Consider the following 20,865-nt stretch of genomic DNA (forward strand, 5'->3'; position numbering starts at 1 on the left):
ACACCTTATTCGCGAGCAAGCCCCACAGTGGATTTGTGTAAGTCTTTAGCTTCGGGCGAAGGCCACTGCCGCCTGGAACTGCTCCTGCGTTGGGCGCACGCCTGTATAAAGCACAAACTGCTCCAACGCCTGGATCGCGATCACTTCCAACCCGGTAATCACCCGCTTGCCCTTGGCACGCCCATGCACGATCAGGGGCGTTTCAGCCGGGATCGCTACCACATCAAAAACAGTTTCTGCCTGATCAATCGCGTCGGCATCGAACGCCAATGCATCCGCCTCGGCCCCGCCTGTCATACCAATGGGCGTCACATTGATCAGCATTTGTGGACGCAGGTCGCCCAGGTCCGCCTGCCACTCATACCCCAGGTTGCTGGCCAATGCCCGGCCCGCCACCTCATTGCGCGCTACGATCACACCGTTGGCATAACCGCCATCACGCAAGGCGCTGGCCACCGCCTTGGCCATGCCGCCGCTGCCACGCAGGGCGAAGGTGGAATCTTTCGGCACGGCGTGCTTCTTCAGCAGTTGCTCGACAGCAATGTAATCGGTGTTGTAAGCCTTGAGATGACCGTTGGTGTTGACGATAGTGTTCAGCGAGTCAATGGCTTGAACCGAATCGTCGAGTTCGTCCACCAGCGCGATGGCCGCCTCCTTGAACGGCATGGAAACCCCACAACCCCGCACGCCCAAGGCTCGGATGCCACCGATCGCGCCGGCTAAATCCTGGCTGCTGAAGGCTTTATAGTAGAAATTCAGCCCCAGTTGTTCATACAGATGGTTATGAAAACGCAGGCCAAAGTTCCCAGGGCGCGCCGACAGCGACATGCACAGCTGGGTGTCCTTGTTGGGATGCATCTGCATGGGTAACTCCTTTAAGTAAGCAAATCGGTACAGACCTTACACAACCTTTACCTACTGGCCGTGCTGTTTTTTTGAAATACGTTGTCTTAAAAGTATCCCCGCGACAATCCTTGGGTCTATTGATTGCAGACCACAAGCGCAGGGGCTAACCGAGGAATGACCATGATGCGTAAAATCCCCAGAATCATCGCCTTGCTTATCGGCGCACTTGCGATGGCCGGCCAAGCCTCCGCCCACGGTGGTGGTTGGGGTGGCCCGGCAGTGTTCGGTGCACTTGTGGGCGCGGCAGTCGTCGGCTCCGTGGTTGCCAGCCAGCCTCGTGAGGTCTATGTGCAACAGCCGGTGTATGTGCAACCGCAGCCAGTGTATGCCGCCCCACCGCCGGTCTATTACGCGCCGCCACCACCGGTGTACGTGCAGCAGCAGGTTTACTATCGCCCGGCGCCGGTCTACTACGGGCCTCCCCGTGGCTATTATGGCCCGCCTCGCGGCTACTACGGCCCTCCCCACGGCTACTACCGGCACGGTTGGTAAGTTTCAATTGACTTGAGTGGAACAGGCCTCGCCCACATGCGGGGCCTTTTTTTGCCTGGAACGTCCGGTTTAATCCTGCCAATGTCGCTATGACGACAATCCCACAGTACAAGAGTCGCATATCCTCTTGATCGGCCCAGGCGTGCGCTGTCATGGTTGCGTCATAAAACAGTCTCACTATCGACCCGGTCCACCAATAACAATTAAGGACGAACGAACATGCCCACCCAGAATCCGCACCGCACCGCCGGCCTCTGCACGTCCAGCAAGGTCTACAGCGCCTTGACCGAGCTCAAGCACCTTGAAGGCCATCGCAGCGCGAAGTTCCTGGCGCTGTTGGCTGAAAACCTGGTGCGCAAGGGGCTGCTCAGTGAACACGAAGTGGTGAACATGCTCGACCAGGTGGTGGATTAACGCCTGGCGTTGATGTCGACTATCGAGCCAGGTGATTTTTCCTGGATAGCGACACCCCTTAAGGTGACCTCCATAGCGATTGGAGGTCCTTATGCCCACTGTTCAAATCATGTCTGTCATCGGTAGCGCCGTTCCCACCCCTCTGCGCAAGCTCGGCTTGCTTGCCTGCTGGTACGTGGTACGTGATGGCGAGCCTATCAGCGGCCCGCTCACTTCGTTGTCTGACGCCGAAACACAACGCCGGCTGGCGGCCGACTTCAGGCTCCAGGCCTGAGACCTAAGGCAAGGGCAACTTGACCCGCGGCTTGGTTTCGGCGAACAACGCCCAGCACGACATGAACAAGGCCGCCACCAGCGGCCCGATCACGAAGCCGTTGAGGCCAAACACCGACAAGCCGCCCAGGGTCGAGATCAGGATCAGGTAGTCCGGCATCTTGGTATCTTTGCCCACCAGGACCGGACGCAGCACGTTGTCCACAAGGCCAATCACGAATACGCCAAAAAGCCCCAGCACCACGCCTTGCCAGAGGGCGCCGCTCAACAGGAAATAAACGGCCACTGGCGCCCAGACAATCCCTGCGCCCACCGCCGGCAGCAAGGACAGGAACGCCATCAGTACCGCCCAGAGCAACGCACTGGGGATATCCAGGAACCAGAAGATCAAACCACCCAGCGCACCCTGGGTCACGGCCACCAGTACGTTGCCCTTGACCGTGGCCCGCACCACCCGGTTGAACTTGAGTTGCAGGCGGCGCTTTTGCGGCTCGGCCAATGGCACCGCCGTGCGCACCTTGCGCACCAGCTCGGGGCCATCGCGCAGCAGGAAGAACAGCAGGTACAGCATGATGAAAAAGCTCACCAGGAAATCAAAGGTGCCCTGGCCGAAGCTGAACGCCTGGGAAGCGAAGAACTGACTGCCCTGCATCGCCCCCTTGACCACCTTTTCGCGCAGCCCTTCCAGGTTGCCCATGCCAAAGCGATCGAGCAGTTGCTGGAAGTACGGCGGCAGGAAGTTCTTGAATTGCTCGATATAACCGGCCACGTCGAGCTTGCCGCTTTCGACGTTTTTATACAGCGTGGCCCCCTCTTGAACCAGCAACGCACTGGTAATGATCACGGGCAGAATCGCGATCACCAGGCACACCATCAAGGTGGTCAGGGAGGTCAGGTTGCGGTTCCAACTGAAGCGCTGCTGCAGGCGGCGCTGCATCGGCGCGAAGATGATGCCGAGGATCACCGCCCAGAACACCGCGCCATAGAACGGCAGCAATATCCAGATAAAGGCGATGGTCACCAGCGCCAGCAATAGCAGCAGGGTTTTGAATTGCAGGTTGGTTTGATTCATGTCCGGTCCATATGAGAAAGCCGGGCCGGTGTCAGCCCTGTTGCTTAGTCCGCGGCGAAACCTGGGAGTGCCCTTGTTTATCGAACAAGCATAGATCGGCTTGTTTAGACCTGGGTCAATAAACTGTGACCGCCCGTGCACTACCCTCGCGCCTTTTTGCGACCCACGCCCATGCCTCCGATGATTGCCCCCGAACTGCTCGCTCCCGCCGGCACCCTGAAAAACATGCGCTACGCCTTCGCCTACGGTGCCGATGCGGTTTACGCCGGCCAGCCACGCTACAGCCTGCGCGTGCGCAACAACGAATTCGACCACGTCAACCTCGCCCTCGGCATCCAGGAAGCCCATGCGCAAGGCAAGCGTTTCTATGTGGTGGTGAACATTGCGCCACACAACGCCAAGCTCAAGACCTTCCTCAAGGACCTGGCGCCGGTGATCGCCATGGGCCCGGATGCGCTGATCATGTCCGACCCTGGGCTAATCATGCTGGTGCGCCAGCATTTCGCGCAGATGCCGATTCATCTGTCGGTACAAGCCAACACGGTGAACTGGGCCAGCGTGCAATTCTGGCAGCAGCAAGGCATTGGCCGGGTGATCCTGTCGCGGGAACTGTCCCTGGAAGAAATCGGCGAGATCCGCCAGCACGTACCGACCATGGAACTGGAGGTGTTCGTACATGGCGCCCTGTGCATGGCCTATTCCGGGCGCTGCCTGCTGTCGGGCTACATGAACAAGCGCGACGCCAACCAAGGCACCTGCACCAATGCCTGCCGCTGGAAATACCAGGCCACGCCGGCAGTGGAGAACGCGACCGGCGACATCGTCCAGCACCATCAGCCGACGCTGGGGGTCGGCACACCCACCGACCAGGTATTCCTGTTACAGGAAGCCAACCGTCCCGATGAGCAAATGCCGGCCTTTGAAGACGAACATGGCACGTACATCATGAACGCCAAAGACTTGCGCGCCGTGCAGCACGTGGAGCGCCTGGCGCAGATGGGCGTGCACTCATTGAAGATCGAGGGCCGCACCAAATCCCATTTCTATTGCGCACGCACCACCCAGGTGTATCGCCAGGCGATCGACGACGCGGTGGCCGGGCGCGCGTTTGATCGCGGCTTGATGACCAATCTGGAGTCCCTGGCCCAGCGCGGCTACACCGAAGGTTTCCTGCGTCGGCATGTGCACGACGAATACCAGAACTACCAGAACGGCAGCTCGGTGTCCGAGCGCCAGCAGTTTGTTGGGGAATTGACCGGCGAACGTCGCGGGGAGTTGGCCGAGGTCAAGGTAAAGAATCGCTTTGCCGCGGGCGATCACCTGGAATTGATGACGCCCGCCGGCAACTTTCACTTTGACTTGGCCACCTTGCACAACGCCAAGGGGCAAGCCATTGAGGTGGCGCCGGGAGATGGGCACACGGTGTATGTGCCCTTGCCGGTCGAGATGGACCTGCGTTTTGGCCTACTGATGCGCGATTTGTAGAACCTCAGATCCTGAATTGACCGACCAACTGCCCCAACCGCTGGCCCAGGTCCGCGAGGCTGCGCGAGGTCTGGGCGCCGAGCTGGGTTTCATCCGCTACGCTGTCCACCGCCACAGCAATCTGATGCACGCTGCGGTTGATCTCTTCGGCCACAGCAGTCTGCTCTTCGGCGGCGCTGGCGATCTGCGCGTTCATCGAGTTAATGGTACCGATCAGCTGGGCCATGGTATCGAGGGACGCCCCGGCTTCGTTGGCTTGGGCCGAGGTGCCTTCGCCCGCATCGCTGGAGCGACGCATCGCGTCAACGGCGGCTTCGGTGCCCTTTTGCAGGCGATCGATCATGCCCTGGATTTCCTGGGTGCTGCTTTGCGTACGGCTGGCCAGGGCGCGCACTTCATCGGCGACCACGGCAAACCCACGGCCGGCCTCCCCGGCCCGCGCAGCCTCGATGGCCGCATTGAGCGCCAGCAGGTTGGTTTGTTCGGCAATCGAGCGAATCACACCGAGCACACTGACAATCGACGACACATCCTGCTGCAGGCTGTCCAGGGACACACCGCTGCTGCGGATATCGTTCACCAGCGCGTGAATCTGCGCGATGCTGCCGTCCACCACGCGTTTGGCGGCCTGGCCCTCGGCGTCGGTCTGTTGCGCGGCGACCGCAGCGCCCTGGGCACTGCGCGCCACTTCATGGGCCGCGGACGACATCTGGTTGATCGCGGTGGCCACCTGGTCGGTCTCGTGACGCTGGCGTTCCATGGCCTGTTCGGAGCGCTGGGCCTGGTCGGACACCTGGCTCACCAGCCCGGTGAGCTGGGCGGTCATTTCGGTGATCTGGCGCACCAGGCCGTGGATTTTATCGACAAACCGGTTGAACGCACCGGCCAGGTCGCCCAGTTCATCCTGGCTGGTGATGGCCAGGCGGCGGGTCAGGTCGCCTTCACCGGCAGCGATGTCGTCGAGGTTGGCTTTCATCAGGCTCAGCGGGCGCAGGATGGTATTGGCGACTAACATGCCCACCGCCGCAATCACCAGCAACACCACCACAGCCACGCCAAGGATGCTCAGCAGCACGCCTTGCATACGCTGTTCGACCTTGTCCTGGACCACCGCCACCTGGGCCTCGATACCGTCCAGGTTCACAGAGGTGCCGATAACCATGTCCCATTTGGGCAGGTATTCGGTGTAGCCGAGCTTGGGTACCAGTTCGGTCTGGCCGGGTTGGGTCGAGCTGTATTGCAAGTAGTGGCTGCCGTCCTTGCCGACCTTGACCAGGTCGCGATTGACGTAGACACCGTTGGGGTCACGGTTGTCCTTGAAGCTTTTGCCTACGCCGTCCGGGCTGTTGCCCTTGAACAGGCGGATGGTTTCGGAGTCGTAGCCGAAGAAATAACCGTCTTTGCCGTAGCGGGTGTTGGACAGCAACTTGACCACCTGCGCCCGCGCCGTGCTATCGCCGGGAGCGGCTGCGTCGTAGAGCGGCTTGATGGTGGTCATGGCCACTTCGACATAGCCTTGCAAAGTGGCCTTGGCGTCGTCAAGCAGGCGCTGGCGGGTTTCATCCACTTCGTTGCGGGCCTGGCCCTGCAGAATCCACACGGTGGTGAGGCTGATGACCACGGCAAACAGCAACACCGGCACAACGGCAAGGGCCAGGACTTTGGCCTTCAAACTCAGACGCATGGCTTTTCTCTCTTGTTAGTGGCGACTTGAGAGGTTAACGGCCAGGTAAGTGATTTCTGTAGGAGCGAGCTTGTGTGGCGAGGGAGCAAGCTCCCTCGCCACCGTAGAGGTGCAGTGCTTGCGTCAGAGCGTCATCGCAGCCAGCCAGCCAAACGCCAGCAACGGGATGTTGTAGTGCAGGAAGGTCGGCACCACGGTGTCCCAGATATGGTGGTGCTGACCGTCGATATTCAGGCCGGAGGTGGGGCCGAGGGTGGAGTCCGAGGCGGGCGAGCCGGCATCGCCCAATGCACCGGCGGTGCCGACGATGCACACGATGGCCAACGGGCTGAAGCCCAGTTGTACGCACAGCGGCACGAAAATCGCGGCAAGGATCGGCACCGTGGAAAACGACGAGCCGATGCCCATGGTGACCAACAGCCCCACCAACAACATCAGCAACGCCCCTACCCCGCGGCTATGGCCGATAAACGCCGCCGAGGCTTCCACCAGTGAGCGTACGTCACCGGTGGCCTTGAGCACTTCGGCAAAGCCTGACGAGGCGATCATGATGAAGCCGATCATCGCCATCATCTTCATGCCTTCGGTGAACAGGTCATCGGTGTCGCTCCAGCGCACGATGCCCGACACCGAGAAGATCAAAAACCCGGCCAGGGCGCCGATAATCATCGAGTCCAGCCACAACTGGATGATAAACGCCGAGGCAATCGCCAGGCCGGCCACCAGCAGGGTCAGCGGGTTGTACTGCACCGCCACTTGCTCAACACGCTCGATTTTTTCCAGGTCGTACACGCGCTTTTTGCGGTAGCTGACAAACACCGCCACCAGCAGGCCGACCACCATGCCCAGTGCCGGCAGGCCCATGGCATGGGTGACGTTGACCTGGCTGATATCCACGCCGCTCTTGGCCACGTTGGCCAACAGGATCTGGTTGAGGAAGATATTGCCGAAGCCCACCGGCAGGAACATGTATGGCGTGATCAGGCCGAAGGTCATCACACACGCGATCAGGCGGCGGTCCAGTTGCAGCTTGGTCAGCACGTACAACAGCGGCGGTACCAGCAACGGAATGAACGCAATATGGATCGGCAGGATGTTCTGCGAGGCAATCGCCACCACCCACAACAGGCCGATCAACAGCCATTTGACGTGGCTGCCGCCGCTGGCTTCCTGGCGGTCCACCAGCAGCAAGGCTTTGTCTGCCAGCGCATGGGCCAGGCCGGACTTGGCAATGGCCACCGCGAAAGCGCCCAGCAGTGCGTAAGACAAGGCGACGGTTGCACCACCGCCCAGACCGCCGTTGAAGGCTTTGAGCGTGGCGTCGATCCCCAGGCCACCGGTCAAGCCGCCCACCAGGGCACCAACGATGATGGCGATGACCACATGCACGCGGGACAGGCTGAGCACCAGCATGGTGCCGACCGCGGCGATGACTGCGTTAATCATGGTTACCTCAAGCAAAAACATAAAAGACAGGCATGCCCGCGCACGGCCCATGGGAACAGCTGCCGGCGTGCAGGCTTGAAAGAGGTCTTATTAGAGGGCGCGCACTTTGCAGCAGGCAGGCGCTCATGTCAAAAAACGACGCCGCTTTGAGGTTTAAATGGGGCGTTTGAATAAAGAACCACGGGCGCCGGCCGATAAACTGTTTCCATGTGCTTTCAGGTAAGGATGTCCCGATGTCGCTCAGGCAGCTCTCCATTCAATGGAAAATCACCCTGCTGGCGGGCCTGTGCCTGCTTGGGATCGTGACCCTGCTGGTGGGTCTGTCGCTGTATCGCATGGCGCAGAGCTCGGAGCAGGTCAAGGCGTCCAGCATGAAGATGCTCGACGAAGCCGCCCAGGCGCGCATTGAGGCCCAAGGTGAAGTGCAGGCGCTGGGCATTCGCCAGCAGTTCATGGATGCCTACCAATACGGCCATGGGTTTTCCCGCCAGGTACTGTTTTTGCGCGAACAGGCGGAGAAACGCTTTCTCGATGCCTTCGACACCCGTGAAGACCTGACCCGCCAGGTCAAGGCCGCCTTACAGGCCAACCCCGACCTGCTGGGTTTGTCCCTGGTATTCGAAGCCAATGCGCTGGATGGCAAAGACGAGCTATTCGCCAACCAGGCGGAACTGGGCAGTAATGACAAAGGCCGGTTCGCCCTGTATTGGTCGCAACCAACGCCGGGCAAGATCACCTCAATGGCGCTGCCTGAAAGCGACATGACCGACACCTCCATTAGCCCAAGCGGTGAAAAAGCCAACGCCTGGTTCACCTGCCCGCGCACGACCCTCAAGCCGTGTGTGATCGAACCCTATTTCTATGTGATCGACGGCCAGAACGTGCTGATGACCAGCATCGTGTTCCCGCTGATGGTCAATGGCAAAGTCATTGCGTCACTGTCGGTGGACATCAACCTCAACAGCTTGCAGGCCGTGAGCCAACAGGCCAGCCAGAAGCTGTACGACGGCCAGACCCAAGTCAGCATCCTCAGCCCCACCGGCTTGCTGGCCGGCTACAGCCCGGATGCCAGCAAACTCAGCCAGCGCCTGGAGCAGGTCGACACCGCCAGCGGTGCGCAGTTGGTCAGTGCCTTGGCCAACAGCACCCAGGCCCACAGCCTGCGCACCGACCAGCAACTCAAGGTGCTGGCGCCGTTTGCGCCGATCCCAGGGGGCAAGTCGTGGGGCGTATTGCTGGATGTACCGGGAAAAGTTCTGGTAGCCCCCGCCGAGGCGCTGAAAACCCAGCTGGACGCTGACAATGCCAAGGGCACCCTGCTGGAACTGGGCCTGGGCCTGCTGGCCGCTGTGGTTGGCTTGGTGCTGGTGTGGCTGATGGCGCGCAGTGTGACTCGGCCGATCCTTGGCGTGGCGCATATGCTCGAAGACATCGCCAGCGGCGAAGGCGACCTGACCCGGCGCCTGGCTTACAGCAAACAGGACGAACTGGGCCAATTGGCTGGCTGGTTCAACCGTTTCCTCGACAAGCTGCAACCGATCATTGCCGAGGTAAAGCGCTCGGTGCAGGACGCCCGCGGCACCGCCGACCAGTCCGCCGAGATTGCTACGCAGACCAGTGCCGGCATGGAACAGCAGTATCGCCAGGTGGATCAGGTGGCCACCGCGTCCCATGAAATGAGTGCCACCGCCCAGGACGTCGCCCGCAGTGCCGCTCAGGCGGCCCAAGCTGCGAAGGATGCCGACCAGGCGACGCGCGAAGGCTTGACCGTCATAGACCGCACCACCGCCAACATTGGTGACCTGGCCGCCGATATGAGCACCGCCATGACCCAGGTGGAAGGCTTGGCCGCTAACAGCGAGAAGATCGGCTCGGTGCTCGAAGTGATTCGTGGCATCGCCGAGCAGACCAACCTGTTGGCGCTTAACGCCGCTATCGAAGCCGCCCGTGCCGGCGAGGCCGGGCGAGGTTTTGCGGTGGTCGCCGACGAAGTGCGCAACCTGGCACGACGCACCCAGGAGTCGGTGGAAGAAACCCGCCTGGTGATCGAACAATTGCAAAACGGTACTACCGACGTGGTCAGCTCCATGGGCAACAGCTATCGCCAGGCCCAAGGCAGCGTCGAACAAGTCGGCCAGGCCGTCACGGCCTTGCGCCAGATTGGCGACGCCGTCACGGTGATCAGCGACATGAACCTGCAAATCGCCAGCGCCGCCGAAGAGCAAAGCGCGGTGGCCGAAGAGATCAACAACAACGTGGCGACCATTCGCGATGTAACCGAGTCGCTGTCGGAACAGGCCAATGAATCGGCGCGGGTCAGCCAGGCGTTGAACAGCCTGGCCAACCAGCAGCAGGGGTTGATGGATCAGTTTCGGGTCTGAATGCAGCCAGGCTTTTCTGTGGGAGCCGGGCTTGCCCGCGATGCAACACCTCGGTATTTCAGGCAAACCGAGTCGATGCTATCGCAGGCAAGCCAGCTCCCACATTTTTGAACTGGGGTGGGTCAGTGCTAGCGGCGTGGTAGCTCGATCAATACCTTGAGCCCACCCAGCTCACTTTCCTGCAACTGCAACACCCCGCCCCACACCTCAACGATGTCCCGCACGATCCCCAATCCCAGGCCATGGCCGACCCTCTGCTCATCCAGGCGTGCGCCGCGACTGAATACCTGGTCGCGCTGGGCCTGAGGAATGCCCGGACCGTCGTCCTCCACCGCCAACAGGTAGCCCCGGGGCGTCTCGCTGACGCTCAAGCGCACCTCGGCATCCGCCCACTTGCAGGCGTTGTCCAACAGGTTGCCCAGCAGTTCCAACAGGTCTTCACGGTCCCAGGGCAAATGCAGACCCGGCGCGACATGATAGGCGAGGTCCAGGTGCTCACCATGGATCATGCGCAGGGTGGCCAACAAACCGGGTAGTTCTTTTTCACAGTCAAACAGTGCACCCGGCAGCGCATCGCCCGCCAGGCGGGCACGGTTAAGCTCGCGATTGAGGCGCTGCTGCACCTGTTCCAGCTGCTCGCGCAACAACTGGCTCAACTGCGGATGATCCTTGAGCGCATCACTGGAGGCTGCGCTCAACAGCACTGCCATAGGGGTTTTCAGCGCATGGCCCAGGTTGCCGAGGGCATTGCGTGAGCGCTTGAGGCTGTCTTCAGTGTGGGCCAGCAAATGGTTGATTTGCGCCACCAGCGGTTCCAGTTCCTGCGGCACCTGAGTGTCGAGTTGGGAGCGCTGGCCTTGCTGCAGTTGGGCGATCTGGTTGCGCGCCGTCTCCAGCGGGCGCAAGGCGCGACGCACGGTGACCCGTTGCAGCACCAGCACCAGCAGCAGCGCCACCACCCCCACCACCAGGCCCACCTGACGCATCAGGCGAAAGCTTTCCCGCACGGGTGTGTAGTCCTGCGCCACGCTGATGGAAATCAACTTGCCAAAGCGCTTGTAGTCCGAGCGCAACACCAACAACTGCTGACCTTCCGGGCCCAATTGCAGGTTGCCCTTGAGCCCCGCCTCCGGGAGCCTGGGCAGCTCCTGATCCCACAGTGAACGGGAGCGCCAATGGACATCGGCAAAGTCGATACGAAAATAATGCCCGGAGAACGGCCGCTGATAAGCCGGCGACAGGCGCTGTTCATCCAACTGGACGCCGTTGGGCCCGCGCACCAGCGCCACCAGCAGGTTCTCGCTGTCGTTGCGCAAGCCCGCCTCCAGGTAGCGCTGCAAGCCTGCTTCGAACAGCAAGAGGCTGGTCTGCGCCAGTACCACGCCGACGATCACCATCACGCTGATCAACCCCAGGCTCAGGCGCCGCTGGATCGACTTCATGCCGGGGTGGCGCCAAATCGGTAGCCCTGGCCGCGCCGGGTTTCGATGACGCTGCGCCCCAGTTTGCGGCGCAGATGGTTGACATGGACCTCCAGTACATTGGAGTCACGCTCGGTCTCGCCGTCATATAAATGCTCGGCCAGATGGCTTTTGGACAGAATCTGTTCGGGGTGCAGCATGAAATAGCGCAGCAAGCGAAACTCAGCGGCCGTCAGTTGGATCTCGGCGCCATCGCGCAGTACACACTGGCGACCTTCATCCAGATGCAGGCCGGCGGCTTGCAGCGTTGGCTGGTTGGCTTGGCCGTGGGAGCGGCGTAACAGCGCCTGGATGCGCAAGTACAGTTCTTCGGGGTGAAAGGGTTTGCTCAGGTAATCATCGGCTCCGGCCTTGAGCCCTTCGATACGCTCGGCCCAGGAATCGCGGGCGGTGAGGATCAGTACCGGGATGGCCAGCGCGGCGGCCCGCCATTGCGCCAGCACCTCAAGCCCGGGCAAGCCAGGCAGGCCAAGGTCGAGGATGATCAGGTCATACGGCTCGCTGCGCCCTTGATACACGGCGTCGCGGCCATCGGCCAGCCAGTCGACCGCATAGCCCTGGCGCTGCAGGCCGGCCAGCAGTTCGTCGGCCAGGGGTACGTTGTCTTCCACCAGAAGCAGGCGCATCAGTCTTCCTCATCTTTGATCAACACACCATTGGTCGCGTCCAGCTTGATCTCGCGTACCACGCCTTCGGTAGTCACCAATTCCACTTCATAGGCGTATTGCCCGTGTTTCTTTTCCAGCTCGGCCTCCAGCAGCCGCGAGCCGGGATAACGCGCCATGGCTTGGTGCAGCAGCTGTTCCAGCGGCAGAATCACGCCCTGCTGGCGCAGGGCCAGGGCTTCATCCTGGTTGAGGTCGCGGGCCGCCAGGCTGGAGCAAAAAATCATGAGCAACAGCGCCACTCGACTGCCGACGCGTAAATTTACCTTCATTACGTATCCTGATGATTCTTGAGAACCTGCCCGGTGAGCGCGTTCAATTCAACGTCCCATTCAATGCCGTCGGCATCTTGCAGCTCCACTTCGTAGACGTACTTGCCGTATTCCTCATCCAGGTCGGTGTCCAGTAGCGTCGAACCGGGGTGAAGGGCCAGGGCCGTGGCTTCCAATTGATCGAAAGCGACAATAGTAACAGTGGCGGGCACGATCAGTGGCTTGTCAGGGTCCGCCGCGGCGGCCTGGGTCGCCGTAACGATGATGATAGCGGCGGCGCCCAGAACAGTGAGGCGCTTCATGATAAGTCTCCGTTACATGATGTTTTCCTACGCCGGTCACGGTACCTGTCGCAACTTAACTGAAACTGAATTGCCACCATGGCAATTTCCAAGCGGACCGTTTTCCCCACTGCCAGCGAGATTTTCTATAATGCCCCGCTTGCCTCAACAGAGACCGGTATGACTGCCATCCATATCAAGTTCCCTGCCTTGACCCTCAAGGCAGGCAAACGCGCGCTCAGCCGTATTCGCGAGCAGGGACTTGCGCCTGCCGAAGTGGGCATCCTCCCCGGTGCGGCCGGTGGCCCCAAGGCCCTGGGTATCCAAGGGCTGGACTTGGCGCTGTTCGGTGACTGGTTGCCGCGCGCACCAAGGGAACGCGCGCTGATCGGCGCTTCCATTGGTTCGTGGCGGTTTGCCAGCGCCTGCTTGCCCGACCCGGTGCAGGGCTTGCTGGACCTGGGCCGCTTGTATAACGAGCAGCGCTTCGCCAAGGGCGTGACCATGGCCGAAGTCAGTCAGAGCTGCCAACGGATGCTCGATGACCTGCTGGCCGGCCGTGATGCGCGGGTGCTGGACAACCCCGACTACCGGCTGAACATCATGGTGGTCAAGAGCCACGGGCTGCTTGCCGATGACCACCGTGGGCGGCTGGGGCTGGGCTTGTCGTCGGTAATTGCCGATAACCTGCGGGGCCGCGCCCGGCTGTCGCGGCATTTCGAGCGGCTGATCATCCACGACCCGCGCCAGGCGCCGCCGGTACATCCGCTCAAGGACTTTGCCTCGCGCTTCATCGACCTGGAACTGGGCAACCTGCGCCAGGCGCTACTGGCATCCGGCTCAATCCCCATGGTCATGCAAGGCGTGCGCGACCTGCCCGGCGCCGGGGCCGGCACCTACCGCGACGGCGGCCTGCTGGACTACCACCTCGACCTGCCCTATCACGGCGATGACATCGTGCTGTACCCGCACTTCACCGACCGAGTCATCCCCGGCTGGTTTGATAAGGGCCTGCCGTGGCGACGCAGCAACCCGCAAGGCTTGCAGGATGTATTGTTGCTGGCGCCATCCAGGGACTATCTGGCCCGCCTGCCCCACGGCAAACTGCCAGACCGCAGTGACTTCAAGCGCTTTATGGGCGACGACCTGAGCCGCAACAAATATTGGCAAACCGCGATGAGCGAGAGCCGGCGGCTGGGGGATGAGTTCCTGGCATTGGCAGATAACGGTAAATTGGGCGAACACTTGCAAGCCCTTTGACCCCATGGGGCCTGCTGGCGAGGGGCGGTATGCGCAAGGGTTGATCAAACTGTTAAACTCGCCGCCTGCCAGACACCTGACCGAGCTGAAAACACTGTGGAAATCTTCAAGGAATTTACATTCGAATCCGCCCACCGCCTGCCCCACGTACCGGAAGGCCATAAATGCGGGCGCCTGCATGGGCATTCGTTCAAGGTGGCCATCCACCTGAGCGGCGACCTGGATCCCCATACCGGCTGGATTCGCGACTTCTCGGAGATCAAGGCGATTTTCAAGCCGCTCTATGAGCGCCTCGACCACAACTACCTCAATGACATCCCCGGCCTGGAAAACCCCACCAGCGAAGTGCTGGCCAAGTGGATCTGGAATGAATTGAAACCTCTGCTGCCGGAGCTCAGTGCAATCCGCATCCATGAGACTTGCACCAGCGGCTGCATCTATCGCGGCGAGTAAGCGGTAGCGTGTCGAAAACCACCTGCGGGTGGTTTTTTTGGAAATGCCTACAGGAGAACGTGATGGAAAACACCTGGCTGGCCCACGCCAAGCGCTTGCAGGCACTGGCTTCCACGGGGCTGCATTTCTGCACCGACGATTTCGAGCGCGAACGTCTGGAAGAAATTGCCCTGATCGCCCACACCATGCTGGCGCAATTGGGCAACGTGCCGCTGGAGCGTATCAACGGCCTGGTCTCGGATTTTGCCCAGAGATATTCGACGCCGATGATCGATGTACGCGGTGCAGTGATCGAAGGTGAGCGGATTTTGCTGGTACGGGAGTCGACGGATGGCTGCTGGGCATTACCTGGTGGTTATGCCGACATCGGTTTGTCGGCGGCCGAGAACATTGTCAAGGAAATCCGCGAAGAAGCCGGGCTGACGGTCACCGCAAGGGCGTTATACAGCGTGACGCACAAAGCCAAGGGCTTGTACCGGCCGGATGTGAGGGATTTCTACAAGTTGTACTTCCTGTGTGACCGGGTAGACCAACTCGCGCCCATGGCAGGTTTTGAAACCACCGAAGTCGGTTTTTTCACACTGGATGATCTGCCGCCCCTGTCTCGCGGGCGCACGATTGAAAGTGATCTTGAGGCGGCCTTTGCGTTTCATCGGGGTGAGACCACGCAGACGCTGTTCGACTGAGCCAGTTTGGCTCACCGCTGCACTGCTTCTGCACCGGATTGGGCTGGGGTAACTTGAAGGGGCTTGCTTGCGCTAGCTGATATCTACCCGCCTCTGCGTTGGCACGCACGATGCAAACGAGCTGCGTCACTACTCAGGGAGCAGCCCCCATGACGCAGCAACCACCTGGCAACGATTACCCCCTCAGCGAAGTCCCCCTGCATGCGCGCAAAGGCCTTGCGTCCACGGCCATGGTGTTGCTGGGTTTTACCTTTTTTACCGCAACCATGTTTGCCGGCGGCAAGCTGGGGGTGGCGTTCAGTTTCATCGACATGCTCGGCGTCGTGGCCCTGGGTAACCTGTTGTTGGGTATCTATGCCGCAGGCCTGGGTTACATCGCGTTCAAGAGCGGCCTGAATTCGGTGTTGATGGGGCGTTTCTGTTTTGGCGAAGTGGGCAGCAAGCTCAGCGACTTGATCCTCGGTTTTACCCAGATCGGCTGGTATGCCTGGGGCACTGCCACGGCGGCCGTAGTATTGGGCAAATATTTCCAACTGAGCCCAGGCAGTGTGCTGGGGCTGATGATGGTGTTTGGCTTATTGTTCTGCGCCACCGCCTATGTGGGGTATCGCGGGCTGGAAATCCTGTCCTGGATCGCAGTGCCTGCAATGGGGTTATTGTTGATCCTGTCGATGTGGGTCGCCACGGTGAAGGTCGGCGGGCTACCGGGGCTGCTGGCGGTGGTGCCGACCGCAGAGTTGGACTTGTCCACGGCGATTACCCTGGTGTTCGGCACCTTCGTCAGCGGTGCGACCCAGGCCACCAACTGGACGCGGTTTTCGCGCTCGGCCAAGGTCGCGGTGCTGGCCAGCCTGATCGGCTTTTTTATCGGCAATGGCCTGATGGTGCTGATCGGCGCCTATGGCGCCATCGTCTATCAGCAACCGGATGTGGTAGAGGTTTTACTGTTGCAAGGTTTCGCCATGGCCGCGATGGCGATGTTGCTGCTCAATATCTGGAGCACCCAGGACAACACCATCTACAACTTCGCCGTCGCCGGTTGCAACCTGCTGCGCACCCAGCGCCGCAAAACGGTGACCCTGGCCGGTGCAGTAATCGGCACCCTGCTCGCCTTGCTTGGCATGTACGACCTGCTGGTGCCGTACCTGATCCTGCTGGGCACCGTGATCCCGCCCATTGGCGGGGTGATCATGGCGGACTTCTTCTATCGTTATGGGGGCCAATACCCGCGCCTGGCGGATGCTCGCCTGCCGGCATTCAACTGGCCGGGTCTGGTAGCGTATGGGGTGGGTACCGTACTGGCGTTCAATTCGCCATGGGTCGCGCCGCTGGTGGGAATTGTTGCCGCATCGCTGACCTACGTGTTGCTCAGCGCCATACTACGCATCATGACCGCCGGGGCATCGATATCGCCTTGAGGATCCGGCGGCTGCCTGCCTGATTGTTTTTAGCCAAGAGGAACTTGACCATGCACATCATCAATGCCCGCCTGCGCAACCGTGAAGGCTTGCATGATCTGCACCTGGAACACGGCCGGATCGCCAGTATTACTGCGCAAACCAGCGTTCCCACGCTCGCGGCCGGCGATGTGGACGCCGCCGGCAACCTGGTGATACCGCCTTTCGTCGAACCCCACATCCACCTTGATGCCACGCTCACTGCCGGCGAACCGCGCTGGAACATGAGCGGTACGCTGTTCGAGGGGATCGAGTGCTGGGGGGAACGCAAGGCCACCATTACCCAGGAAGACACCAAGGCCCGGGCCAAAAAAACCATCCAGGCCCTCGCCGCCCACGGTATCCAGCATGTGCGCACGCATGTCGACGTCACCGACCCGGACCTCACCGCGCTCAAAGCCATGCTGCAAGTGCGTGAAGAAAGCACGCACCTGATCGACCTGCAAATTGTTGCCTTCCCCCAGGAGGGCATCGAGTCGTTCCGCAATGGCCGCGAGTTGATGGAGGAAGCCATTCGCCTGGGCGCCGACGTAATCGGCGGCATCCCCCACTTCGAATACACCCGCGATCAAGGGGTCAGTTCGGTGAAGTTCCTCATGGACCTGGCCGAACGCACCGGTTGCCTGGTGGACGTGCATTGTGACGAAACCGATGACCCTCACTCACGCTTTCTCGAAGTACTTGCCGAAGAAGCCCGCAGCCGCGACATGGGCACCCGCGTCACCGCCAGCCACACCACGGCCATGGGCTCCTACGACAACGCGTACTGCGCCAAACTGTTTCGCCTGCTGGGGCATTCCGGCATCAGCTTTGTGTCTTGCCCCACCGAAAGCATCCACCTGCAAGGCCGCTTCGACAGCTTCCCGAAACGCCGCGGCGTCACCCGTGTCAACGAGTTGCTCGAAGCCGGCATGAACGTGTGTTTCGGCCAGGACTCCATCGTCGATCCCTGGTACCCGTTGGGTAATGGCAACATCCTGCGCGTGCTGGAAGCCGGCCTGCACATCTGCCATATGCTCGGCTACCGCAACCTGCAAAGCGCGCTGGACCTGGTCACCGACAACAGTGCCAAGGCCATGGCCCTGGGTGACCGCTACGGTCTGGAAGCCGGCCGCCCTGCCAACCTGCTGATCCTGTCGGCCGACAGCGACTACGAAGTCATTCGTAGCCAGGGCCTGCCGCTGTACTCGATCCGCAATGGCAAGGTGCTGATGAAGCGGCAACCGGCACAGGTGGAGTTTATGTAACCCGGTGGCTAGACGATGGAGTCGATATCCAGTGTTTGCGCCCTTGCCAGATCATCGTGGGAAGGCGGTGGGATGCTGGCAAATTGAGCAGGCTCGCGATTCTCACGGTGGCTGAACCAGCGTTTGAGGCTGGCGTGCAGGTGCGCAGCCTCCGCATGACTGCCGTAGACATCGCGGGCTTGAAGGCGACGCCAGCGCAGGCTGGCCAGACGCTCACGGCTGGTGTGCAAACGGTCGATCTCGGCGTTCAAGGCATCGTTGGTTTCATGGCTGCGATCATTGGCAGGGCGTAGACGGGCGAGGTCACGCCGTTTGGCCCGCAGTTGCGCGCGCATGTCCTCAAGAGCCTGGTCGAGCAGCTCAAACTCCCTTGGAGTCACCAAGGGGCCTTGGCTATCCAGGGTTTGTTGCCAGCGCCGCAATGTAGCCCAGGCCGCAGGGATGTAGCTGGTGGTCATGAAGTGTTGACCGGCCTGAAAAAGCTGCCTCAATAGATTGTCGCGGTCGGGCATGTCGCCCTGCAGTTGCAATGCGCGATTACAACCCGCCTCTTCGATGGACTCACAGCCCGGCTTCCATAACACCGAAGAATGGGTGCCATCCGGGAGCGTGATCGGCATGAAGTGATGTTGTTCACCATGATGTTGATAGGGGTTGCCCCCCATGCGCACCAACCCGGCGGCGAACAACAGGCCACCGGGTACAGGAGTACTGAATAAGGTGATGGCACCGGGTATCCAGAGTTTGGCGGTGGTGTTCATCCAGGGGGCGGGGACACTAGGCACGGGGTCGTTGTGATTGACGATGCGGTGGTGGACCAGTGATGAAGCGCCGGCAGTGAATTCGGAGTCAACGGCACGGGGCGCCCCATAGGTGTAAAGGAGGATGTTGTAGTGGGCGTCCGGCGTTCGGCGCAGTCCTTCGGCCAACAGCAATGCAATGGCGCCGCCGAGGCTGTGGCCGCAAATTACAATGCGTTGGCCGGTGTGAAACTGATCAAGGTATCGCAATACGAAATCACGCATAGCCCGGTAGGCTTGATAAAATCCGTCATGCACTTTTCCAACGCCTTCGGCAAACGCTACCTGATGGGCGTCTGCGTCACGTAGCACATCGGCACGGCTGACGGTTCCTCGCACAGCGATCAGGATTACCTCATCGTGGTGAGTGATGAAAGCCTGGGTGTCGGTGCCGAATTTTTCGTCATCGAAAAAGTGCAAGCGCGCAGGGTGCTCCTGTTCTTCCTTCAGTTCCGGTCGGTTTTGGGGATACAACTCAGGATCGAATGGCAGGATTTCGAAACGGCTGGAATAAGGGACCTCTTCATAGAGCGGATAAAAACGCTGCACTTGCTTCGGGTCAATTCGCCAGGCTTCGTGATACAACGAAAGCTGTTCAGCGAATAAATTTCCAACGCTTGGATCGAGCGGAAACCGGACTTCATGCAAAGGCCTTTCTGAGGGTTCCTGCCCAAAATCGCAATAACTCAACGCGGCAAACAATGCGAGCTGGTACAGGTTCAGGGCACTGAATCTGTCTTCAATACATAGCATTGGGCGCAACGCCCGTAGTGGTCGTACTTCGAGGACAGTGTGGTTGTTAGGGAACAGTACGATACCTGACAACGTTGGCTCGGGTGGGCCGAATCCAAGGTCGGCCATCATTTTCAGTACATGACGTTTGGGACTATGGGCACGAGGCGTTATCGCAGGTAAGTGGGCAACATGGCGTACTAGATCCCTGACTTCGACTTGGTAGAATTGGTTGGCTTGTTGTTGTGCAGGATTAGCCTCAACGCGACGCCCATCGGCCATAGCAAATCCAGTCTGCTCAGCACGAACTTGAAGCTCGGTAACTGGAAGCTGATAGGTCGGTCGCATCATTAACCGACGATATGGCTGCCCTGCTCCTGAATACAGGTCATCAAAAACAAGGATGACGGGGCCGCTATTAATATTTTCCAGCTTGGCAAAGCCTTCTCCATTCAATCTACCCTTGTACTGCTGTCCTACACTGTCGCGGACGGTATATGGCAGGCCGCCATACGTCGCGCCAACCCCGAGCTCATCGACCAGGCAAAAGCTGACCCAGTGCCCTCGCAATGAACAAGCTGGCGCACTGTCGCTGAAAAAGGATCGCTTCCTTGCGTCCAAATACATGGCTTAACTCCTTATCACTCACACGTTGGATAAATATTGCAGATGCGGCCATCCGGCATTTTTATTGGCTTGAAATCGGTGTTATTGCCATTGCAGTAAGCATCCAGATCGGCAAAATCTATACCCTTGCAGCGTTTCCACCCTCCTGGAACAGCGACCCAGTTATCGCCAAAAGCGGGGCGTTCCTCATCAGTCATCTTTAGCATCACCCTGAGGGTTCTCCCCCGCAGTTGATCGCGCTGTGCAGTTCCACCAACGCGTGTTGTCTGCAACTGTCCTAGCGAATTAACCGAACGGCACTGGAGGATTTTCCTGATTGCATGAAAGGGACCTACTGTCCGAAACAACCATTGACACTGACCTGATAGCTCCTTCACTCCTTTCTCCTGCATCCCAGGTATATCCAGATGATCGCTAATAGAGATATAGGCATCATCCCCCCCCACATCTGTATCCCGCGCGCCCCACTTCGCATAAAAACCAAACTCCACACTGCGCAGTACCAACGGGCAACCCTCTACCGTTTCAGCCAGCGGCAGTTCATAGCTAATCCTGCTCGCTACCGGTTTGTATTCCGTGAAAAAGACTTTTCGCTCTGGTCTCTTACCTCGACGCCTGGGTAAAACGCAGCGTTCACCCGTCGCAGGTCGGTAATTGGCAGCAGTTTTAAGTTCAAACTGGGCCGGCAAATCCACCTCCAATGTAAAACTATCCACCACCCGCCCCGCGCACCCCCGAATCCCCCCGCCCC

20 protein-coding genes are annotated in these 20,865 nt (G+C 60.1%); 10 read left to right on the plus strand and 10 right to left on the minus strand.

Annotated elements, in window-relative coordinates; genetic code table 11:
• Positions 1–45: 45 nt before the first annotated feature.
• Entirely contained in the window at positions 46–864 is an 819-nt protein-coding gene (locus J1G33_RS22965; RefSeq protein WP_032876805.1) for a shikimate 5-dehydrogenase, read from the minus strand.
• 156 nt (positions 865–1,020) lie between these two features.
• Between J1G33_RS22965 and J1G33_RS22970 the strand changes: the two genes are divergently transcribed.
• From J1G33_RS22970 to J1G33_RS22980, 3 genes are all read left to right on the plus strand, one after another.
• Positions 1,021–1,398: a hypothetical protein gene (locus tag J1G33_RS22970; protein ID WP_223018813.1), complete on the plus strand. Its 378-nt coding sequence runs from the start codon at positions 1,021–1,023 to the stop codon at positions 1,396–1,398.
• A gap of 219 nt (positions 1,399–1,617) precedes the next feature.
• Positions 1,618–1,812 carry a hypothetical protein gene (locus J1G33_RS22975; protein ID WP_003190284.1) on the plus strand — a complete coding sequence of 65 codons (195 nt, stop codon included), beginning with the start codon at positions 1,618–1,620 and terminating at the stop codon, positions 1,810–1,812.
• 91 nt (positions 1,813–1,903) lie between these two features.
• A complete protein-coding gene (locus J1G33_RS22980; RefSeq protein ID WP_005786881.1) occupies positions 1,904–2,086 on the plus strand; it encodes a hypothetical protein in 183 nt (60 codons plus the stop codon).
• A gap of 3 nt (positions 2,087–2,089) precedes the next feature.
• Here J1G33_RS22980 and J1G33_RS22985 read toward each other — a convergent pair whose 3' ends face one another.
• Entirely contained in the window at positions 2,090–3,157 is a 1,068-nt protein-coding gene (locus J1G33_RS22985; RefSeq protein ID WP_223018814.1) for an AI-2E family transporter, read from the minus strand.
• A gap of 171 nt (positions 3,158–3,328) precedes the next feature.
• On the opposite strand from J1G33_RS22985, the gene yegQ reads away from it, so the two are divergent.
• Entirely contained in the window at positions 3,329–4,642 is a 1,314-nt protein-coding gene (gene yegQ, locus J1G33_RS22990) for a tRNA 5-hydroxyuridine modification protein YegQ (protein ID WP_148854441.1), read from the plus strand.
• Positions 4,643–4,646: 4 nt separating this feature from the next.
• On the opposite strand, the gene J1G33_RS22995 is transcribed toward yegQ, so the two are convergent.
• Positions 4,647–6,326 carry a methyl-accepting chemotaxis protein gene (locus J1G33_RS22995; RefSeq protein ID WP_223018815.1) on the minus strand — a complete coding sequence of 560 codons (1,680 nt, stop codon included), beginning with the start codon at positions 6,324–6,326 and terminating at the stop codon, positions 4,647–4,649.
• Between the two features lie 123 nt (positions 6,327–6,449).
• Positions 6,450–7,769 carry a Na+/H+ antiporter NhaC family protein gene (locus tag J1G33_RS23000; protein WP_223018824.1) on the minus strand — a complete coding sequence of 440 codons (1,320 nt, stop codon included), beginning with the start codon at positions 7,767–7,769 and terminating at the stop codon, positions 6,450–6,452.
• Between the two features lie 236 nt (positions 7,770–8,005).
• Between J1G33_RS23000 and J1G33_RS23005 the strand changes: the two genes are divergently transcribed.
• Entirely contained in the window at positions 8,006–10,153 is a 2,148-nt protein-coding gene (locus J1G33_RS23005; protein ID WP_223018816.1) for a methyl-accepting chemotaxis protein, read from the plus strand.
• A 128-nt stretch (positions 10,154–10,281) separates the two neighbouring features.
• Here the strand turns inward: J1G33_RS23005 and J1G33_RS23010 are convergent, their stop codons facing one another.
• Genes J1G33_RS23010 through J1G33_RS23025 form a run of 4 tightly spaced genes read right to left on the minus strand, consistent with a single transcriptional unit; the run spans position 10,282 to position 12,873 of the window.
• Positions 10,282–11,595 (minus strand): sensor histidine kinase, encoded by a 1,314-nt coding sequence (locus J1G33_RS23010; protein ID WP_078820848.1) that lies wholly within the window; start codon positions 11,593–11,595, stop codon positions 10,282–10,284.
• The gene (locus tag J1G33_RS23015; RefSeq protein WP_005786867.1) at positions 11,592–12,260 is read right to left on the minus strand and encodes a response regulator transcription factor; all 669 of its coding nucleotides are present in this window, start codon (positions 12,258–12,260) and stop codon (positions 11,592–11,594) included. The genes J1G33_RS23010 and J1G33_RS23015 overlap by 4 nt, the downstream gene beginning before the upstream one ends.
• Entirely contained in the window at positions 12,260–12,571 is a 312-nt protein-coding gene (locus tag J1G33_RS23020) for a PepSY domain-containing protein (RefSeq protein ID WP_078820847.1), read from the minus strand. Before J1G33_RS23020 ends, J1G33_RS23015 begins: the two co-directional genes overlap by 1 nt.
• Positions 12,571–12,873 carry a PepSY domain-containing protein gene (locus J1G33_RS23025; RefSeq protein WP_005786863.1) on the minus strand — a complete coding sequence of 101 codons (303 nt, stop codon included), beginning with the start codon at positions 12,871–12,873 and terminating at the stop codon, positions 12,571–12,573. The genes J1G33_RS23020 and J1G33_RS23025 overlap by 1 nt, the downstream gene beginning before the upstream one ends.
• Positions 12,874–13,032: 159 nt before the next feature.
• On the opposite strand from J1G33_RS23025, the gene J1G33_RS23030 reads away from it, so the two are divergent.
• The 5 genes from J1G33_RS23030 (at position 13,033) to codA (ending at position 17,955) form a co-directional block, all read left to right on the plus strand.
• Entirely contained in the window at positions 13,033–14,112 is a 1,080-nt protein-coding gene (locus J1G33_RS23030) for a patatin-like phospholipase family protein (RefSeq protein ID WP_223018817.1), read from the plus strand.
• Between the two features lie 96 nt (positions 14,113–14,208).
• Positions 14,209–14,565, plus strand: coding sequence for a 6-carboxytetrahydropterin synthase QueD (queD, locus tag J1G33_RS23035; RefSeq protein ID WP_003190259.1), 357 nt, complete (start codon positions 14,209–14,211; stop codon positions 14,563–14,565).
• A 62-nt stretch (positions 14,566–14,627) separates the two neighbouring features.
• Positions 14,628–15,251: an NUDIX hydrolase gene (locus J1G33_RS23040; RefSeq protein ID WP_032876827.1), complete on the plus strand. Its 624-nt coding sequence runs from the start codon at positions 14,628–14,630 to the stop codon at positions 15,249–15,251.
• Between the two features lie 149 nt (positions 15,252–15,400).
• Positions 15,401–16,669, plus strand: coding sequence for a cytosine permease (codB, locus tag J1G33_RS23045; RefSeq protein ID WP_078820844.1), 1,269 nt, complete (start codon positions 15,401–15,403; stop codon positions 16,667–16,669).
• Positions 16,670–16,719: 50 nt separating this feature from the next.
• Entirely contained in the window at positions 16,720–17,955 is a 1,236-nt protein-coding gene (gene codA / locus J1G33_RS23050) for a cytosine deaminase (RefSeq protein ID WP_223018818.1), read from the plus strand.
• Between the two features lie 8 nt (positions 17,956–17,963).
• On the opposite strand, the gene J1G33_RS23055 is transcribed toward codA, so the two are convergent.
• On the minus strand, positions 17,964–20,114 hold the full coding sequence (locus J1G33_RS23055) for a lipase family protein (protein WP_223018819.1): 2,151 nt from the start codon (positions 20,112–20,114) through the stop codon (positions 17,964–17,966).
• Between the two features lie 14 nt (positions 20,115–20,128).
• Complete coding sequence (locus J1G33_RS23060; RefSeq protein WP_223018825.1) at positions 20,129–20,854, minus strand: hypothetical protein; 726 nt, start codon at positions 20,852–20,854, stop codon at positions 20,129–20,131.
• Positions 20,855–20,865: the final 11 nt, after the last annotated feature.

This window comes from Pseudomonas sp. P867, from assembly GCF_019891455.1.
Lineage (GTDB): Bacteria > Pseudomonadota > Gammaproteobacteria > Pseudomonadales > Pseudomonadaceae > Aquipseudomonas > Aquipseudomonas synxantha_A.

Bases quoted from the DNA above. Each gene is read 5' to 3' on its own strand.
- J1G33_RS22965 (WP_032876805.1), bottom strand. From the start codon at position 864: ATGCAGATGCATCCCAACAAGGACACCCAGCTGTGCATGTCGCTGTCG.
- J1G33_RS22970 (WP_223018813.1), top strand. From the start codon at position 1,021: ATGACCATGATGCGTAAAATCCCCAGAATCATCGCCTTGCTTATCGGC.
- J1G33_RS22975 (WP_003190284.1), top strand. From the start codon at position 1,618: ATGCCCACCCAGAATCCGCACCGCACCGCCGGCCTCTGCACGTCCAGC.
- J1G33_RS22980 (WP_005786881.1), top strand. From the start codon at position 1,904: ATGCCCACTGTTCAAATCATGTCTGTCATCGGTAGCGCCGTTCCCACC.
- J1G33_RS22985 (WP_223018814.1), bottom strand. From the start codon at position 3,157: ATGAATCAAACCAACCTGCAATTCAAAACCCTGCTGCTATTGCTGGCG.
- yegQ (WP_148854441.1), top strand. From the start codon at position 3,329: ATGCCTCCGATGATTGCCCCCGAACTGCTCGCTCCCGCCGGCACCCTG.
- J1G33_RS22995 (WP_223018815.1), bottom strand. From the start codon at position 6,326: ATGCGTCTGAGTTTGAAGGCCAAAGTCCTGGCCCTTGCCGTTGTGCCG.
- J1G33_RS23005 (WP_223018816.1), top strand. From the start codon at position 8,006: ATGTCGCTCAGGCAGCTCTCCATTCAATGGAAAATCACCCTGCTGGCG.
- J1G33_RS23010 (WP_078820848.1), bottom strand. From the start codon at position 11,595: ATGAAGTCGATCCAGCGGCGCCTGAGCCTGGGGTTGATCAGCGTGATG.
- J1G33_RS23015 (WP_005786867.1), bottom strand. From the start codon at position 12,260: ATGCGCCTGCTTCTGGTGGAAGACAACGTACCCCTGGCCGACGAACTG.
- J1G33_RS23020 (WP_078820847.1), bottom strand. From the start codon at position 12,571: ATGAAGGTAAATTTACGCGTCGGCAGTCGAGTGGCGCTGTTGCTCATG.
- J1G33_RS23025 (WP_005786863.1), bottom strand. From the start codon at position 12,873: ATGAAGCGCCTCACTGTTCTGGGCGCCGCCGCTATCATCATCGTTACG.
- J1G33_RS23030 (WP_223018817.1), top strand. From the start codon at position 13,033: ATGACTGCCATCCATATCAAGTTCCCTGCCTTGACCCTCAAGGCAGGC.
- J1G33_RS23040 (WP_032876827.1), top strand. From the start codon at position 14,628: ATGGAAAACACCTGGCTGGCCCACGCCAAGCGCTTGCAGGCACTGGCT.
- codB (WP_078820844.1), top strand. From the start codon at position 15,401: ATGACGCAGCAACCACCTGGCAACGATTACCCCCTCAGCGAAGTCCCC.
- codA (WP_223018818.1), top strand. From the start codon at position 16,720: ATGCACATCATCAATGCCCGCCTGCGCAACCGTGAAGGCTTGCATGAT.
- J1G33_RS23055 (WP_223018819.1), bottom strand. From the start codon at position 20,114: ATGTATTTGGACGCAAGGAAGCGATCCTTTTTCAGCGACAGTGCGCCA.